Annotated in this window: 14 protein-coding genes; 2 read left to right on the plus strand and 12 right to left on the minus strand. The window is 40.4% G+C overall.

Annotation, left to right across the window (positions count from 1 at the left end; all coding sequences use genetic code 11):
- Positions 1-39 precede the first annotated feature (39 nt).
- The 4 genes from B4U84_RS10315 to B4U84_RS10330 all read right to left on the minus strand — a co-directional run bounded on the left by B4U84_RS10315 (position 40) and on the right by B4U84_RS10330 (position 4,323).
- Positions 40-1,206, minus strand: a complete 1,167-nt coding sequence (locus B4U84_RS10315) for a nucleotidyltransferase family protein (protein ID WP_026082169.1) — start codon at positions 1,204-1,206, stop codon at positions 40-42.
- Between the two features lie 328 nt (positions 1,207-1,534).
- On the minus strand, positions 1,535-2,365 hold the full coding sequence (locus tag B4U84_RS10320; protein WP_131117578.1) for a segregation/condensation protein A: 831 nt from the start codon (positions 2,363-2,365) through the stop codon (positions 1,535-1,537).
- Positions 2,366-2,461: 96 nt separating this feature from the next.
- Entirely contained in the window at positions 2,462-2,833 is a 372-nt protein-coding gene (locus B4U84_RS10325; RefSeq protein ID WP_131117582.1) for a LapA family protein, read from the minus strand.
- 416 nt (positions 2,834-3,249) lie between these two features.
- On the minus strand, positions 3,250-4,323 hold the full coding sequence (locus tag B4U84_RS10330) for an AI-2E family transporter (protein ID WP_017313424.1): 1,074 nt from the start codon (positions 4,321-4,323) through the stop codon (positions 3,250-3,252).
- Positions 4,324-4,605: 282 nt separating this feature from the next.
- On the opposite strand from B4U84_RS10330, the gene pdxH reads away from it, so the two are divergent.
- Positions 4,606-5,250 carry a pyridoxamine 5'-phosphate oxidase gene (gene pdxH, locus B4U84_RS10335; RefSeq protein ID WP_131117585.1) on the plus strand — a complete coding sequence of 215 codons (645 nt, stop codon included), beginning with the start codon at positions 4,606-4,608 and terminating at the stop codon, positions 5,248-5,250.
- Positions 5,251-5,254: 4 nt separating this feature from the next.
- On the opposite strand, the gene B4U84_RS10340 is transcribed toward pdxH, so the two are convergent.
- The 3 genes from B4U84_RS10340 to B4U84_RS10350 form a co-directional block, all read right to left on the minus strand.
- Positions 5,255-5,722, minus strand: a complete 468-nt coding sequence (locus B4U84_RS10340) for a hypothetical protein (protein WP_131117588.1) — start codon at positions 5,720-5,722, stop codon at positions 5,255-5,257.
- Positions 5,723-5,964: 242 nt separating this feature from the next.
- Complete coding sequence (locus B4U84_RS10345; RefSeq protein WP_242677592.1) at positions 5,965-7,626, minus strand: tetratricopeptide repeat protein; 1,662 nt, start codon at positions 7,624-7,626, stop codon at positions 5,965-5,967.
- 135 nt (positions 7,627-7,761) lie between these two features.
- The gene (locus B4U84_RS10350; protein ID WP_131117591.1) at positions 7,762-8,505 is read right to left on the minus strand and encodes a MeeY/MeeF family manganese export membrane protein; all 744 of its coding nucleotides are present in this window, start codon (positions 8,503-8,505) and stop codon (positions 7,762-7,764) included.
- 400 nt (positions 8,506-8,905) lie between these two features.
- Between B4U84_RS10350 and B4U84_RS10355 the strand changes: the two genes are divergently transcribed.
- Entirely contained in the window at positions 8,906-9,688 is a 783-nt protein-coding gene (locus B4U84_RS10355) for an ABC transporter permease (RefSeq protein ID WP_017313418.1), read from the plus strand.
- Positions 9,689-9,713: 25 nt separating this feature from the next.
- Here the strand turns inward: B4U84_RS10355 and B4U84_RS10360 are convergent, their stop codons facing one another.
- The 5 genes from B4U84_RS10360 to B4U84_RS10380 form a co-directional block, all read right to left on the minus strand.
- Positions 9,714-10,307, minus strand: coding sequence for a MarC family protein (locus B4U84_RS10360; RefSeq protein ID WP_017313417.1), 594 nt, complete (start codon positions 10,305-10,307; stop codon positions 9,714-9,716).
- A gap of 111 nt (positions 10,308-10,418) precedes the next feature.
- A complete protein-coding gene (locus B4U84_RS10365) occupies positions 10,419-11,222 on the minus strand; it encodes a DUF928 domain-containing protein (RefSeq protein ID WP_131117594.1) in 804 nt (267 codons plus the stop codon).
- A 160-nt stretch (positions 11,223-11,382) separates the two neighbouring features.
- Entirely contained in the window at positions 11,383-13,716 is a 2,334-nt protein-coding gene (locus B4U84_RS10370) for a CHASE2 domain-containing protein (protein ID WP_017313415.1), read from the minus strand.
- 151 nt (positions 13,717-13,867) lie between these two features.
- The gene (locus B4U84_RS10375) at positions 13,868-14,836 is read right to left on the minus strand and encodes a DUF1822 family protein (RefSeq protein ID WP_131117597.1); all 969 of its coding nucleotides are present in this window, start codon (positions 14,834-14,836) and stop codon (positions 13,868-13,870) included.
- A gap of 119 nt (positions 14,837-14,955) precedes the next feature.
- A complete protein-coding gene (locus tag B4U84_RS10380; protein WP_131117600.1) occupies positions 14,956-17,514 on the minus strand; it encodes a CHAT domain-containing protein in 2,559 nt (852 codons plus the stop codon).
- Between the last annotated feature and the right edge of the window lie 309 nt (positions 17,515-17,823).

The raw sequence follows: 17,823 nt of genomic DNA on the forward strand, positions 1-17,823 counted from the left end.
ATGCCCAATGCCCAATGCCCTATGCCCCATGCCCAATCCCTAACTCGCATTCGTTCCCAAAAGTTCTGCGATCGCTTGATGTTCAACAGGAGTGTGAGATGGTGGTAGTTGACGGGCGTCGGTAATCAGCCAATCTAAAGAGGCTGCTTGAACGTCGATAGTTGCGCCCGTCTTATCTACACAATAGCGTCCAAATACTAGCTTATCGACTAGTCGGACTCCTGCCCCCAGGCGTGACCATTCAAAGATGACACTGTTTTCCACCGTTGCGCCATTGCATATCCAGCAATTGGGACCGATCATAGTCGGGCCAACGATTTTCGCCCCATCTTCGATCTTGGTCATCCCACCGATGTACACTGGACCTGTGATATCAACTTTGTCCCAATTTACAGCTACATTTAAGCCAGTGTAAATGCCAGGGGCAACTTGATGACCAGGAATTTGGACGTTTTTAATTTCGCCCAATAGCACACCACGAATTGCTCGCCAATAATCTGGGACTTTACCAATATCTACCCATTCAAAATCCATAGGAATAGCGTAGAAAGGCGCACCCATTTCTACTAGTTTGGGAAATAATTGGCTACCGATGTCAAACTCTACACCAGAAGGTATGTAATTTAAAACCTCTGGTTCAAAAATATAGATACCCGTGTTGATATTGGTACTGAGGGCTTCTTCTACCTTCGGTTTTTCTTGGAAAGCTTTAACGCGATTTTCTTCATCGGTAACAACCACACCATAGCTGGAAACTTCTTCCTTTGGTACGGATTTCATAATAATGGTAGCAATCGACCCTTTTGCTCTGTGCCACTTGACTGCTTCTGTCAAATCCAGGTCAATCAAGGCATCTCCGCACAACACTACAAAAGTATCATCGAAAAATGGGTAGAAATCCTGGATTTTTTTCATCCCGCCAGCAGAGCCAATAGCTTCACCCACTAGCGTACCTTCAACAATTCGCCCTTCAAAAGAATAAGCAATCTGTACACCAAAGCGCTGACCATCACGAAAATAACTTTCTATTTCTTCAGCCAAATGGCTCACATTGACCATAATTTGGTCAAATCCATGTTGGCGTAACAGTTCTAGTAAAAATTCCATCACTGGCTTTTGCAGGATGGGCATCATCGGTTTGGGCATAGTGTACGTAATTGGACGTACCCGAGTTCCCTTGCCCGCAGCCAGAATCATCGCCTTCATAATATACTTATTCCTCAACCACAAGCCAGTTAACTTTAAGTGAGTGATACTTAATCATCGGTTTATTTTTGCTCTCAGTCATCCTTAAAACCACGGAATACGGTAATTGTCGGACATGGTATAACCATATGCATAGCAAGATGACATGTGTTCGCGTAGGACATCCAAAATGCCCACCCCGTTCTTGTGGAACGGGGGAGGCGTTTCTTGAGTAAGAATTTTTTTCATAGTCAACAAGCGATCGCTTATCCTTTCAATTTACCCGGATTTTGGTGTGATCTGAAGTATTAATTCTAGAAATGATTGATATTTCTAGATTAAATATTGCTTATTTCATCAACTGTTCCAATTGTCTGATATTATTTTCTTTGTCTATGATCAATCTAATTTTAATATCTTGGTAAAACTCCTCTTGGCATAACTCCACTTTAGATTGAGCTGAAAGCAATAGTAATGCCCAAAAAACACTGACTTTATGGCTGTTTGGTGATTCATGGCCTGTTGGATGCTGTGATTGTTTTGTTTGTGTCCACAGCTGTACTAGTTGTTCCAAATTCAACCAATTTTGCTCTAGACTAAGCTCTATTGACCAACGGTACAAAACTTGCTCTAACTCGAGAGCAACTTCAGTCAGATTTTCCTGGTGAGCTAATTCTAATGCAGCTCGCATTGTCTGCAAGCTAGACTGACGCCGAGGACGCGGTGGCTTATTTACTTTTTCCACCAGTTTTAGTTGCTCTGCCATCACCTGCAATTGGTCTATCAGCTCTTGCAGAGTGACGCGACGCTTTGGTGGAGGCATTGCTGCTGGACGACGACGTAAATGTCGCTCAAATTGCAGGCGATGAGTTTGGTACAATGCCCCATTTTCTATTTCCTCCAGCAACATCTCATCTGCTAAAGTTTCTTGTTCGTCCGCAGCAGATTGTAATTGCATCAAAGTATTAGCTTTGAATAACACTAGCATTGATGCAGATAAAAAAGCTTGCCCAGATTGAGACAAATCAGCTTCATAGCCTTTTTTCGTTGTCTCTGGTGCCATTAATTCTATATAGCGGTCAATAACCTCTATCACCTGCACATCCCAAGGATCTATTTCTCCTTCTTCGGCTTGATGTATGAGATTTTCAATTGTTGTGAGTAGCTCAGAAGCATTCATTAAGGTTAGTTGCTAGTTGTTAGTTGTTAGTTGTTGGTTGTTTTAAGTTTTCCAACTAACAAACAACCATCAACAATAAACAAAATTCATTACTTGTTACTCATTACTCATTACTACTTCTGCTTTTGTTTGTTGATTTGACGAATCATTTGCGGGTGGTAGTGCCAGTTTTAAAGATTGAATTTCGGTTTGATAATGTTCTATTTTGCTTTCTAATTCCTGGATGTGGACATTAGTTTGACGTAGTTTTTGACTAGATAGCATAAATCGCTGCCAATGTGTCCAAATGCTAAATATCCAAGCAAAAACCGCACCTAAACCGATCGCTAATAGAAGTTCTACTGCGATTGGTGCTTGTAATTGCACTCCAGGCACAATATGAATTGTGGTTGGTTCAGTGTTTTGTATTGTAAATAAAGCAAAAGCTAAACAGAAGATAAAAATAATTACAAAATTTACTTGTCTCATTGGAAACCTATATATTTACGTCAAGATTTTTGTCTAGTGCTTCCCTGAAACTCGCAATCAATACTATTGTGAATTGGAATTCCTAATTGTGCAATACAATTGTGACTAAAAATAGCCATAATTGAATTGCAAGTTTGCAGAGCCAATAAATACTCTTGGATTTGGTTTAAGTTTTAAAGCTTATCATGATTATTTTGATATACTTTGTATTGTAAAAAACATCAATTTGTTTTGAAAATAAGGTTTGGGGAGCGGGGAGCGCTTAAGCGCTCACTACGAACCAAGGTACACTACTAGGGTCAATCCAAAATCTATAGACGCTTCTACCGCTGCTCTATGAGAAAAGCTACACCCTACGGTGCAGGGTGATCTAAAATCCAAAATTGGGTAAATTGGGTACTTAGCTAAATAGTGAATTAGTCTACTTCATATGTTGTATTTGATACTGTTTGTTTAGTTTTAGTATAATTCATCATATCAAAAGTACCTTTAATAGTCCCAGCAATCGGCACTGCCAAGAGTGATCCTAAAAACCCAGCAATTTCAAATCCCATTAAAATCGCTACAAAAATCCAGATGGGATTGATCCCGATAAAATCTCCAAGTAATTTTGGTCCTAACAAATTATCTTTTACTTGCTGCATGAAAATGGCTGCAACTGCTACTTGTACTGCTAGCCACCAATTTTGTAGTAATAATAAAACTGTAACACTACCAATACCTAGAGTTGCTCCCACAAAGGGAATAAGTTCGGCTATGCCAATGAAGATAGCAAATACAAGCGCAAAAGGGACTTTGAGAATCAAAAAAATGGGAGTCAGACTCACCACCATAAACAAACCCAACAAGAATTGAATCAGAAAAAAGTTTTGAAAATTTAGTCGGAGGGATGTAGTGAAAGGTACACGGATGTGAGATGGTAAAAGGCTCACTAAACCATACCAGAGGCGATCGCCATATAAAAGCATGTAAAAAGCTAACACAATTACCAACACAACATTCAGCAATCCTGATAGCAGCGTTCCCGCAAATCCTACAGCACCAGAAGGTATTTGCTGCACTAATATTTGGATGTTGGCATTGATTTGCTGATTAATAACACTGAAATTTAAAGGCAAACGTCGTCTTTTTGCCAACATTTGCAACTGCTCTAAATTGTCTTGACTACTATTTAACCAATCAGGGATTTTATCTAACAATTGGTTGGTTTGGTCAATCACCATTGGTACGAGCGTTACACCCAAAATTACAAACACTGTTAAAGTCAGCAGCAATACTATAATTACTGCTTGGGCGCGAGAAATACGAGCGCGCTCAAAAAACTTCACTGGATAATTTAGTAAAAAAGCAAGTATTGTGGCAATACTGAAAATTGTAATAGGATGCTGAAAATAACTAAACAATACAGACAGTAGCCAAACATTCAGTGCGATGATTGGACCGCCCAGACCATAGATTAATAGATTTTGAACAGAGGTCCAACGTCGCATTTGATGCAATGTTCTTTACAAAAGCCTTTGACTGGATTGGTAACTGGGGTGTAGAAGTGCAGAGTGTAAAGGTGTAAGGCTTTAGGGATTTCCACACTGCCCAAAGCTGTCACAGCAAGCAACAGGGCTTGTTGCGACTCCACTATTTGTTTTTCTCTGGCTATTTCCTTAACCCCCGTTACACCCGCCCCAACGAGGATTGGTAAAACTTACTTAGCAAAGTTACTTAGCGCTGATTATCATCATAATTATTTTTCACAAAACTACCAGGATACAAACCCTATGGACAAAAATGTAGCTGAACTTCGCAAAGACTATACCTTGCAGGGGTTAAATGAAACTGATGTTGATCTTAATCCTTTTATACAGTTTCAAAAATGGTTTGACGAGGTACTAAAAGCACAGTTGTTAGAACCAAATGCTATGACCCTTGCTACTACCACGACCGACGGTAAACCCTCAGCAAGAATAGTGTTGCTAAAAGATTTTGACGAAAGGGGTTTCGTTTTTTTTACTAACTATAACAGTCACAAAGGACAAGAATTAGCCGAAAATCCTCAAGCAGCCCTGGTTTTTTGGTGGGCAGAATTAGAAAGGCAAGTTCGGATATGTGGGCATGTAGAAAAAATATCGGAAAATGATTCCGATAGGTACTTTCAAAGTCGCCCTTTTCAAAGTCGTCTTGGTGCATGGGCATCTAATCAAAGCAATATTATAGAAAGCCGAACACTCTTAGAACAAAGGTTTCAAGAACTACAAGCTAAGTATAAAAACCAGGATGTACCCCGACCGCCTCATTGGGGAGGTTTACGGGTGATCCCCACAGAAATAGAGTTTTGGCAAGGACGTTCTAGTCGCCTGCATGATCGCATATTATATACTCGCTTAGATAATAACGATTGGAAAATACAGCGTCTCTCACCCTAAAATTCTAAAACAGAGAACGGCTTACGCCCATATCATTATCTTCATCAGGATCATCGAAAGGGGGTATTTCCCCTGTTATTCTCGGTGATATTTCGCGAGATTCGCCAATATTTGGACGCAGAGAACGACTTACGCCCATATCATCATCTTCATCAGGATCATCGAAAGGGGGTATTTCCCCTGTTATTTTCGGTGATATTTCGCGAGATTCGCCAATATTTGGAGGAGGAAAAGAATATTTAATTGTTGGTGATTTTAAATCTTTTTTTAAGTGAGTTTTTTGCTCTAGAGTTTGGCGGATATCCTGCAAGTCTCGCTGAAATTGATAGCCTAATTGAACTACCTCTTCAGGAGTGAGTTTGTAATCGCTCAAGTTCTTAGCAGCATCGTCTAAAACATTGGTTGCCCAGATAATATCTTGTTTTGCTTGTGCTAAACGCTGCTTGGCTTTTTCAAAATCGGCTTGACTCATTTTAAATTTGTTGGTGGTTAGTAGTTAAGTAGTTAAGCAAAATTCAAGTCATTCGTGGAGATAGGGAAAAGGGAACAGGGAACAGGGAACAGGAAGACAATGTGTGTAATGAATTCTGCTTGAATAGTTAGTAGTTAGTAGTTAATTATTTCCATTGTCCCCCTTCCCTTGTCCCCGATCCCCGTACTCTATGAGAAGCCGCTGACGCGTCTACGCGTAGCGTCTCCTCTGGAGAATCCCCGTTACCCCTTATCCCCACTCCCTTGGGGGGAGTGGGGGCCCCGAGTTCCCCAAAGGGGACCCCTACCTTCCCCAATCCCCGATCCCCGATCAACCCCCTCCAAAACTTTCTCTATAGATTCGGCAAAATCTTTGCCTATTTGCTTTGCTAGTTCCGGCTTTTCATTCAATGTCTTCAAAAGCGTAGATTTGAGTTCCGGAAAACATCCACGGATACTTTCTAGATCCGGATCTTTACTAATCCATTCCCAAAAATCTCTATTTTTGTATCTAGCTAGGCTGTAAGCTAAGTATATATAGGCTTGTTTTTGGGTTTCATCGGCGACATCCAAACGATAAGCTAGGGCATACCAGCAAGCAAGATAATACAGTAATTGGTAATTTAATACTGTGGTAGCATCCCAATTGTTTGCTGTTTCCAGGTTTTGTATTTCCTGTTTTGCTGCCAAGATCAAATCTTCTCTTTCTGTGAGTAGTTGAGCGATCGCACGAGCAACTTTGATCCGTAATTCCACAGTTGGCTCTGTAACTCTTTTGAGTGCTTCTTCGTAGTAAGCGATCGCACTCTGGAGATGATTAACTTTTCTCTCACCTTTTTCTGTGCGTGCTAAGAGGCTGTAAGTATCAGCTAAGTTATAGTATGGTTGATACCAATCTGGGTAAAATTCTATGGCGTCTTGCAACTCATCAATCGCCAATGGGTAGAAAAATTTACCATGAGTTTGGGCGCTAGATTGATTGAGGACACCAAAGAAATTATGAATTTGACCTAGATAGCGTTGACGCTTGCTACCCAAATACAATTTGGGTATACCTCTGATCATCTCCCGCTTAGAGAGTTCTAATGCTAGCCAACGACTAGCTGTCCGCAATAGCTGTCTAAAACGGTCTTTGAGTGCTATTTTTGACTGTTTATCTGCTTCAGAATCAGGTAGTTCCCAGACAGTATAAATCAGAGCAGCAATGCAGTTATCTATATCCTGAATTTCAAATGTGATACCAATTCTTTTATGTTCTTCACCCTGGCTTTGTAAGATACCAGTAACTTTAGTACCATAGGGTGGGAATACTACTGCAAGTAATTGTACCAATGGATCAATTTGGTCAGGAGTTAACTCTTTGACAGAAGATATAAAATTGGTGAGTTGTTGATTTGCAGTGGCTTGTGGTAACGGAAATCTAGTAGAGGAGAGATTTATTTCCGGGCCAACACTAGTGATATGCTCCTTTGACCTTTGGTAGACGCTTTTCATCTCTCTGGCTAATCTTTCCCGTGCTAATTGTGATAATCCTGGTAAAATACCCTCGATTTCATCTGCGCCAGTTGCATTACTGAAATTATCAATTATCAATTGGGAAGAGCGGTTAATAATTACTAAAAAGAATCGCCTAATAACAAATACACTCAGTAACCCTACTAAGATTTTTACCAATAAAAAGACAACAGTAGTAAATCCCTTATCTAGCTCTTCAAAGGTTTTCACCAAATCCTTCTCGGAAACCTTTGTATTCTTAGGCTGACTCGAAGATTTTGATGTAACAGTTGTTGTGGGAGCAACTGTTGGAGTGGCTGTTGTCTGTGGGTTTGGTACAGGTGTTTGTGAATGCGCTGTCCCAGAATTAAGAACCAATAGGGTGAAGATTAACAAAAGCTGTGCTTTCACAATTTGTCATTTGTCATTTGTCATTTGTCATTTGTCATTGGGAAAAGACTTGTTAAATAATTCTCCCTTGTCTCCCCACACTCCCAGACGCGATGAATCGCGTCTCTACATTATTCCCCACACTCCCCATACTTCTCAGACTTCCTCAACTTCTTTAGATTGGGCTACTTTTGTCTTCTGCGATTCCGTTGATACTGATGGGGGTAGGGTGCGTTGAGAAAATCCCCAGGTTAAAATTAGGGCGATCGCACTAATCATCAACCATTGTGGTGGTACTAAATCCTCATTTACCACGCGGATTAATAGGCGTAATCCCACCAATGCAACAGTCATATAACCTGCATCCTCTAGGTTCTCAAATTCATCCAACCACTTAATAAATAAGCCTGCCATAAATCGCAGAGTAATCACACCAATCGTTGTCCCAGTCAGTACTAACCAAGTTTCTTGGGAAACAGCGATCGCAGTGGTGACACTATCCAAAGAAAAAGCCAAATCTGTCAAAGCAATTACTGGGATCACTTGCCACAATGAACTAAAACGTGGTCCGTGATGGTGATGTTCGTCGTCTTCTTCAGAAGTAAAGTGTTGGAATACTAGCCACAGAAGGTAAGCTGCGCCTAGCAACTCAAATTGCCAAAACTGTTGCACCCAAGTAGCGGTGAGCAGTAAGGTAATACGCAGGACATAGGCAACAACTAGACCGATGTTGAGTGCTTGGGTTTCCAGCTTTTTGTCTTCCAGTCCTTGAGCGATCGCAGCAAGAGCAATAGCATTATCAGCAGATAGTACCGCCTCCAAAAACATCAAAATCAGCAAAACTATAGCCGCTTCAATGCTGAGATGAAAATTAAGGTAGTCAAAAATTTGGTCTAGCATTCCGAGTTTCTCAAGCAGTGAAAATAAAATCAGTGAACAGTACCAGCAGCAGTTATCAGGTATATGGTGGGCAAACCCTTACCAAATAAATAAAATAGACAACTGTTAAAAGTTACCAGTAACAGAGAAATTAATCTAAAAAGCGCAATAAATTGCTACCTTAATCAAGCTTAACGTGTTGGCAAGGAATTCTGAAGGTCTAGTCTGGCTATTGCTGATTTCAACCCAGAAAATTTTCGTTTCAACCTAGAAAATTCTCGTTTCAACCCTGGAAGATTAAATTAGTGTAGGGGAACCAGTACGTTGCGGGGGTTTCACCCGTTGTAGTACCTGGCGTTGTGTTAGGTGCGTTATGGCAAAGCCGTAACACAACGGCAATAAAGCGAGAGGAACATCTACAATGCTAAAACACCTGAAATTAATCGGAATTTTTTGGAGTACAGCTATAGCGGCTGAAATGGAGTATCGTATTAACTTCCTTTTAGCTGCCCTTAGTAGCATAGGCAATTTAGTAGGCAGTTTATTTGGATTATTCTTATTTTATGGAAAAGGTTACACCTTCCCTGGTTGGTCATGGGAAGCAGCGTTGCTAGTACTAGGAATTTTCACTTTATTGCAGGGGTTTTCAGCAACTTTTCTCGCTCCTAACCTGAATCGGATTGTCCGCCTTGTCCAAGAAGGAACACTCGACTTTGTTTTACTAAAACCAATCCCCAGTCAATTTTGGCTTTCTACCCATACTCTTTCACCTTGGGGACTACCAGATTTGGTTTTTGGCACCATATTGATTATCTATGCAGGTACACGACTCAATTTAAGGATAAGCGACTACCTATTAAGTGCTGTACCGTTGGGTTTTGGCTTAATCATACTTTATAGCTTGTGGTTTATGCTGGGAGCTACCAGTATTTGGTTTGTCAAAATTTATAATGTTACCGAGGTACTACGTGGTTTGTTGGAAGCTGGTAGGTATCCAATGGTAGCCTATCCTGCTGCTTATCGTTTCTTCTTCACTTTTATAGTACCTGTTGCATTTTTAACTACAGTACCAGCAGAAGCAATGTTAGGTCGTAGCGAAATTACTTGGATGCTGGGTGCGGGAATGCTAGCTGTACTGCTATTTTTTGTTGCTAATCAGTTTTGGCGGTTTGCATTACGGTTTTATACCAGTGCTTCTAGTTAGCAAACAAGCGATCGCCAGCAAAGACTTAACTTAAAAATAACTCTCTAATTCCTGCACTACCAATTTCCACCGCTAATGCTGCCAGTAAAAACCCTAAAAGCTGAGTAACAATTACCTCTCCTTCAGCACCGAACCACTTATCAATAAAGTTTGCCTGTCGCAGAATTAACCAACTGACGAACATTGCAGCAACAATTCCCACGATTACGCCAATATGCGGATTGGGAGATTCTGACATCAGTAACATCACGCTTGTGAGTGTGCCAGGGCCTGCCAATAAAGGTAAAGCTAAGGGAGTAATTGCCACATCACGATCTTGATCGATCACTGGAGTATCTAAGTCGCCTTGAAGCATTTGTAAAGAAATTAATAATAATAGCAATCCCCCAGCGACTCTTAATGATCCCATGCTGATCTCCAAATAACTCAAAAGAAATTGTCCACCAAAAGCAAAGAGCAAAAGTACTGTTATTGCTACCAAAATAGCTTTATCTATCACTTTGTTTCTTTGTTCTGGTTCCATACCTCTAGTGAGAATCAAAACAACTGGTATATTACCGATCGCATCAGCAAGTACAAAAACAGCAACAAAAGTTTTGATTAGAACAGACGCATCCACAACAAACAGAATTGATCAAATATTGTCTAAAACTTAAACCAAATTTAGTTTGATGTTCAAGCATCTAGGGGAAGAGAGAAGTGTGGGGATTGGGGATCCCCAATCTAATCACTACGGTTGAACTAATGGTTGAATTGCTAATTCACCTAAGCCAATAGCAGCTAGTAAATCTCTCCACTGTGTTTGAAGTGTATTATTTTGGGGATTTGTTTGGCGCAGTTGTCCTAGTGTGGTGAGCGCATCGTACCAAAAGCCATTGTTGGCATAAATATTAACTTGTTGGATAGGCTGTGATTTTTGTAACTGTTTAAGTAAAGTTTGATTAGGTGTTTTACGGAGAATAACTCCTTCTACATAAATAGGAGTTGATTGCTTTTGTGGGTAACAATAAACGTTAAAGAACCAACGATACTGTTTATTTACTTGCAGTGGCGGAACATTTTCAGGTATGGGGACTTTGATAATACCTGCTTTCGCTGGTAGAGCGATCGCAGTTTTATAAACTGAATCTTTGGTTTCATCATCAAGCAAGACAAATTCAGCCGGATAACCAGAACTCTTAGTGTACGGTAGATAAAACCATAGTTGAGGATGTTCTTCTGTTGTTAATCCCCAAACATTTGTTACCGATGGCGGTTGCTCTGTCGAGGGAACTAAAGCAGTTAGGGGTGTTTTAACCTCTGGACAGCTACCTCTTCTGGCTCCCCCAAAGCGACGACCTCCAGGAGGAGGACCCGGTGGCAAATTAGGTAAATCAACCTTAATAGTTCCACTCTTAGGAGGCTGAGGTGAAGTTGGTTGTGAGGGTTGAGTTGGCGTTGACTGCGCGACAACCAACGAAAAACTACTAACTAAGCTAGTACTGCTGAGAGTCAACACCAAAAAAAGTTTAATCGGATCTAAATTGAACTTCATAATGTGAGGAACGGGGATTGGGGATCGGGGACAAGGGAGTGTGGGAAGTAATGTAGAGACGCGATTCATCGCGTCTGGGAAGTGTGGGAAGTGTGGGGGGAATGATTTAACAAGTCTGTTCCCAATGACCAATGACAAATGACCAATGACAAATGACAAATTACTTTGGCTCTTGATTAATTGCTGTTATACCAGCTGTTCCTATGAGTGCTAAAGCTGATGGTACAAAAGGTACCCAGTAACCTTGGATAAATAAACCAAAGCAGAAAATATAAAGAATTCCTGAGCCAATGACGACAAAAATTAACAAGCGTGTCAAAGAGTGATGCATTTGCCAAGCTAGTAATCCTCCTGCTACTGACCAAACCCAAATCCACATTACTTCAGCAAAGGGATTCCATGATTGCAGGAGTGGGCGTCGGTCTAGAACAGCACTGAGAATTTGACTAACCATGTGAGCTTGTACTAATACTCCTGGCATTTGTTGGTCTAACTCAGTACTATAAGGTGTAGCCCAATAATCTGGAAAATCACCTTTAGCAGTTACACCAATCAAGACTATTTTGTTCTTAATTGCGTTGGGGTTAATTGGAGCAGATAAAAGTTGTGTCAATGTTACTTGTTCAGCAATTCGCTTTGAGGAACGATAGTTGAGTAAAATTTGACCACCGTTAGTATCTATACCTTGATAACCTCCTGTTCGCGGTTTTAAGAGTGGGAAATTAAGATTACCAATTTGAAAATCACCTGTGGGAGTCAACTTTGATTTAATTCCTTCAGCTTGTAAATAGCGCAGTGCGAGTTGTAAGCTGAGAGAAAAAGAAGTAGGACAAGGTGAAGTTGCTTCTGGGTTCATATACAGCAAATGGCGACGCACTACACCATCAGCATCATAAACAAAGTCGCTAAAACCTAAACGATGTGGGGGGAATTCTGGTGGTGGTTCAATGCCATTAGTATTAATTGTTGTATCGCTGCCTTTGCAGACTCCAAATAGGTTGTTAGTTTGTTGGAGATGATTGAGTAAATTTGTTGATTCTGCTGGAAAATCACGGTAAATATCTAGACCGATCGCTCGCGGTTGATGTTGTTGAAGTTTCTCCAAAACTTTATTGAGGGTTTGATCAGATATAGATGTTCCTTTCAAAGATTCGCCTCTGCGGCGTTGGGCTGCAATATCAGCATCACCAACGGTGACTAATAACAGGCGTGGATCGGGGTTTTCATTGATGAAAACTGAACGCGATCGCATCATCAAATCAAAGGCTTGTAAATCCCAATTTTGTAGGACTTCCAAAAATTTCAAGCCAGTAGGAATTGCAGTAATTAATACACTATTAATTAAAAAATAAATAATTATACGTAATAAATTAGAAAAATTATAAGTTCGTTTGACAGGTTTGCTGGGAGTAATCCAGCCTGTGAACTTTTGCCAAGTGGGGGGTGATTCTGCGAGATTCTGACAAATTACTGGTAGCCAAGTCGCACAAGGAAATTTATCTTCTAATCCTTGTAATCTTTCCCGTGCTTCTCGCACTGCTAAGTATAAAGGTTCACCACCAGCAAAACTATCCAGAAAACCTTTTAAAAATTCTTGTGCAACTAAATCTGGAACAGGTTCGCGCATCACTATCATTTGAGGAATGTGCAAATCAGCTAATTTTTCTCCTAATCCCAAGCCATCACAAGAGTTGAAAATTGCCAGTTGTAAACCTCGTTCCACTGATTTTTTTAAAGCATATTTTAATTCATCAATCGTGAGACTATCAGTTTTATTTAAAAAAATCTTGCCAGTATAATTATTTCCTTTGCTAGAACTGTGTCCAGCAAAAAAGAGAATATCCCAGTTTTTTTGCCAGAGATAATCATTTAATTCCTTACGCTGGGGTTCAACTAAAAAGCTGACTTCAGCTGCGGGTAATCCTTGGAGTAAAACAGTATCTGCTTGAGTATCAATTCCTTGACTATTACCAATAATTGCTAAAATATTTACTTTTTTATTATGAGTTTTCTTAGCAGCAATACGCTCGTATCTTGGAGGTGCTATGGCAATTTCCGCCTTAGGGTAGCGTTCAAGTACGTCCCAAAGATGCCAAGGTAAACGCTGCAAATCACGATTTTCTGTTTGTAAAATGACTCGTACTATATCTGTAGGCAATAATCTTTCTAGCCATTTTTCACGCACCGGACGAAATTCCGCAGCCAGTAACCAGGAATTAAGATGCGATCGCAATACATGAGCAGTTTTATCACAGTCTTTGAGGATCGATACATTTGTTACTTGCACCTTCTCCGCAGATAAACGATAACGATTACCTAATCTTGAATAACTAGATTGCCACTCTTTATATTTCTGTAATAATTCTGTTGCTGCTGGTAACTTACCCGCAATTTCTGAAGAAGGTAACTCACCTTCCTCACCAATTTGTAAGGTAACGGCAAACCCTTGCTCAAAGCTACCGTCTGCAAATTTCAGAACTACTAACTTACCCATAAATTAGAAAGTCATTCAATTTTGGATTTTGGATTTTGGATTGACTCCACTCATTAAATCTGCTGCTCTGTACGATCTAAAGAAGTATCGGTAACAGAAATGGAGACATCAAGAAAACGAGAACAAATGACAAATGACAAATGACAAATAACTAAATTACAAAATGTTCTTTTACACAAGCATCATGCAATGCTACTTGAACGGTAAATTCTTCTTTGGGTTCTCCGGCAAATTTTAATTGCATATAATTGTCTGCATTTCTCGCTTGGGCTTCCAAAAAGACTGATCCTGATTTGTCTAGGACTGTAAGTTGGACTTCTGGTGTTAAGTACTTTTGATTGTTAGCAGGATACAGTTGCACCAGAACGTTTGTTTGTTGATCAGCTTGGGGACTAATTTCTACAACTAACATGACTAGTTGTTTGCCAATCTGAATTCCTAAATCAATTAATTTTCCTCGTCTGACTACTGCTTCTGGCGGATCATTAGCTTGATCTTCTATCAAGTTGCCGCTTCTAAATGCAAAAGCTGGCGACATTTCAGGTTGATTCCATAAGGATTCTATAGTTTGCCATCCTGCTTCAAATATACCTGTAAACCACTGGCTCAAATTCACCAATTCCGGAACTGGTAACTCAAAAACAGGTGTTAGATGTTCAATTAATTCTTCTAAAGGTTGTAGTTCAGTTAAAGGAATCTCTTCGGTAGCGACGCTGGGGACAAATCCCAATAATTTTGCCTCTTGGAGGGATTCATCAACTTGCACAAACACGTAACCTACTCGTTCTTCCCATGTTTCAGGGGGGACATAAGCAATTTGTTGATTCAATAGTACAGGACGGCACTCTAAACGCCCAATTCCTGGTAATTCTAAATCAGCCACATCAGCACACAAACGCATAATCGGATTCCAACTGTCACTAGCTGCCAAATCAGTAGGAAAACCCATCATTTGTAAATAATCATTAACTGCTAATATACACAAAGTATTCAAACGAACTCGTTCCCCAGTTTGAGAATGTGGCAGTTGACGGGCAAATCGTTCGGCTGTTGTGCGGGCTGCCTTGGTGATGGGCAGTGTTAAAGCGATATCTTCAAGATGATAGGCTTGGTGTGACATGGATCATTCCCCAAAGTTTAATGCTGCTGTATACATGTCGCTCATCATTACAAAAATTACGCAAAAAAATTGTCGCTGATTCAGGAATTAATATTTAATAATTTGTAGTTAAAAGTTTCTTACAACCAATTTCCAATCAGTACGTAAGCAGACCAAAAACTAGGAGCATTATAATTCGGATGCTTGAGCAATTGTAGCTGGGCGCGACGCAGCGCTTCTGCTTTGCTAATCCTGCTTTCTTTGAGTTCTCGATAAAAAGCACCGACAAACTGAGCGGTGGATTCGTCATCTATTTGCCAAAGAGAAGCAATGGTACTGCGTGCGCCGGCGCGTACAGCTGCGCCAGCTAAACCCAGAGCTGCACGTTTGTCTCCTGCTGCTGTCTGACAAGCACTTAATACTAATAGTTGTAGTGCTTCTGCTCTGGTGTCATCCCGACTACGAAGAATACTATCAAATTGAGTAACATTAATTGGACCATCGGCAGCTAAGATAAATGTCTGATCAGCACGGGAACTAAACTGACCATGGGTTGCTAAATGCACGACGTTAAAAGGATTAGTATTAACTTTTTTCTCTAGTTCTTTACTGGTGAATTGTCGATCTAACAAGTTGGTCGTAGATATACCAGATTCGCTAATTAGCTCAATCTCTGTTTTGATCGCGGGTAGGGGTGCGAATTCCGAGTATGCTTGTGGTGGTTGAGTTAAACCCGCAGTTAAGGCTTGTAAACGCTGTTGCTGTAATGGCTTGGGATCAAAGATTTGCAAACCGATGCTCAAAGCTGTTGCGTATTTTTCGATCAAATATTGTTTTCCGTCATACAGGGAAGACATGGATAAATTACGCAAGGCTCCATCAAGTACAAATACTATGGTATTGACTCCACTAGCTGATAATTGCGATTCAATCGGTTTGATCAGCCAGTTGTAAACCTGCTGTGACTGGGTTCTTGTAACTTTGATTGCCGCAGGATTAAGAAGATTTTGTTGTAATTGAGTAATTATTTGTTCTACTTCTGCTTGGGAAATTTGAGTGCTGTAGTGTTGTAGGGGTTGTTTGGGAATTTTGACAATTACTTGTAGTTGATTGGGAAGAATTATTGGGTATAAAATCGCAGCCGTAGGATTTTCTTTGTCTACGATTTGATCCAGTACTACACGCTGACCTTCTAAACACGCTTCCCGAAAGAAGTTATCTAATTCCGCTATTTGCAGCGCTTCAATTCGTTGGCGTACTTTTTCTAAAGTTTTCTCTTCTGGTTGTGTTGTTTGAGAATTTAATAGTAATTCTACTGATTGTCGATATACTGGTTCGACACTATCGCGAAAGCTGAATTGTACTTCTCGATTGACTGCTACCAAGTCATTACGAATCGATTCGAGGGTTTGGACTGCTGAATCATAGGCTGCGATCGCTCCTGGAATATCCCCTTGTACTTTCAGCAATCTACCTAACTGCCATTGCCATCTGTAAGCAATATCTGGGACATTACTACTCTGTGCCAAAAGTAACGCCTGTTCGGTCAGTTTTTGGGCTTCAGACCACTGTCTAGTTTGTTCATACAAATTTCCTAGACTACCCAAAGCATAAGCTAAGGAGCGTTGATCGTTTAAATTACGAGCTTGTTGCACAGCTTTGGCAAGAATTTGAGCAATTTTAGATTGGTTCTCTAGAAAATCTAAAATCAAAAGGCTTTGAGCAAAATTAATCTGGGCGTAAATGCTGGCGCGACTGGGGGGAAGTTGGTTGACTTGGGATTGAATTTGTGGTACTAAAATCAGAGCATCCTTTTGTTTTTGCTCTTCAATTAGTAAACCGAGAAGATTAAGCTGGGCTTGGACTTTTAACAGAGTTGAGGGAGATTGTTTAACTGTTTGTTGATAAAAATCAATCGCTTGCTGTGTATGCTCGCGATCGCGAGCATTATTACCTAAACTAAAAAGACTCGCGGCAATATAATTAGGTGATTGCAAGCGCTTGGCTACTGCTAAACTTTGTTCAAGAACAGCGTGAGATTCTGGAAATTTGCCCACTAATTGTAAGACATCGCCTAGCGATCGCAACATTACTGTTTTTTCTGGTGAATCTTTTTGCGATCGCAATATCTGGTTTACTTGTAATAGTGTTGCTTCTGCCCGACGGTAAAATCCACTAGAGATTAATGCTTGAGCTTGATTAATCTGCGATCGTACTACGCCATTTTGATCATTTATTTGAGTATAAATATTTTCTGCCTGTTGCCAAATTTTTAAAGCTTCCTCTGGTTGTCCAATTGCAAGTTGCAGACGACCTTGAATATCGAGGGTTTGAGCTAATATTTTGCGATCGTCTGTACTTTTGAGGAGATTTAGACTTTCTGTAATTGCTTGCTTGGCTTCATTCCACGCACCAAGTTGTTGATAAGCCAGAGAAAGATTACTCAGAGTCACAGCAAGTTTTTTTGTCTCCCCCTGCTGGCGATAATTTTGGGCTGCTTGCTGCAATACTTGTACTGCTTGTGCAAACTGTCCGTTATCGTAGAGTGCTTTCCCTTGTTGTAAAACAGCAGAGATTGTGGGGGAAGTGGAACTAGGAGGGTGAGAAATTTTTGCTAAAACTGGTGAGATGCTCAAGCAAAACAAGGTAGTTACCAGTATTAGCGCTAAGAAGCGATATGTCTTCTTTTTTGGTGTCATAAATTTGAGTCGGTCAATCTCTTCCCAATCACAGAATATCTATTTGACGAACCACAAAGGACACAAAGGACACAAAGATTTAACTCAATATTAAAAGGGATCATAAGGGGACACGGGAGACAAGGATGTGTGGGGGGACAGGTCGAATATTTTTGATAGATTCTCCCTTGTTTTTTACTCTCCACTGTCAGCGAGTATCAAACACTCATCGTTGAGTATCAAACACTCGTCGTCGAGTCTCAAACACTCGTCGTCGAGTATAAAAGAGTCGTCGTCGAGTATCAAACACTCGTCGTCGAGTATAAAAGA

The organism is Westiellopsis prolifica IICB1 (genome assembly GCF_004323185.1).
Lineage (GTDB): Bacteria > Cyanobacteriota > Cyanobacteriia > Cyanobacteriales > Nostocaceae > Pelatocladus > Pelatocladus prolificus_A.

Bases quoted from the DNA above. Each gene is read 5' to 3' on its own strand.
- B4U84_RS10315 (WP_026082169.1), bottom strand. From the start codon at position 1,206: ATGAAGGCGATGATTCTGGCTGCGGGCAAGGGAACTCGGGTACGTCCA.
- pdxH (WP_131117585.1), top strand. From the start codon at position 4,606: ATGGACAAAAATGTAGCTGAACTTCGCAAAGACTATACCTTGCAGGGG.
- B4U84_RS10320 (WP_131117578.1), bottom strand. From the start codon at position 2,365: ATGAATGCTTCTGAGCTACTCACAACAATTGAAAATCTCATACATCAA.
- B4U84_RS10365 (WP_131117594.1), bottom strand. From the start codon at position 11,222: ATGAAGTTCAATTTAGATCCGATTAAACTTTTTTTGGTGTTGACTCTC.
- B4U84_RS10355 (WP_017313418.1), top strand. From the start codon at position 8,906: ATGCTAAAACACCTGAAATTAATCGGAATTTTTTGGAGTACAGCTATA.
- B4U84_RS10375 (WP_131117597.1), bottom strand. From the start codon at position 14,836: ATGTCACACCAAGCCTATCATCTTGAAGATATCGCTTTAACACTGCCC.
- B4U84_RS10330 (WP_017313424.1), bottom strand. From the start codon at position 4,323: ATGCGACGTTGGACCTCTGTTCAAAATCTATTAATCTATGGTCTGGGC.
- B4U84_RS10350 (WP_131117591.1), bottom strand. From the start codon at position 8,505: ATGCTAGACCAAATTTTTGACTACCTTAATTTTCATCTCAGCATTGAA.
- B4U84_RS10325 (WP_131117582.1), bottom strand. From the start codon at position 2,833: ATGAGACAAGTAAATTTTGTAATTATTTTTATCTTCTGTTTAGCTTTT.
- B4U84_RS10340 (WP_131117588.1), bottom strand. From the start codon at position 5,722: ATGAGTCAAGCCGATTTTGAAAAAGCCAAGCAGCGTTTAGCACAAGCA.
- B4U84_RS10380 (WP_131117600.1), bottom strand. From the start codon at position 17,514: ATGACACCAAAAAAGAAGACATATCGCTTCTTAGCGCTAATACTGGTA.
- B4U84_RS10370 (WP_017313415.1), bottom strand. From the start codon at position 13,716: ATGGGTAAGTTAGTAGTTCTGAAATTTGCAGACGGTAGCTTTGAGCAA.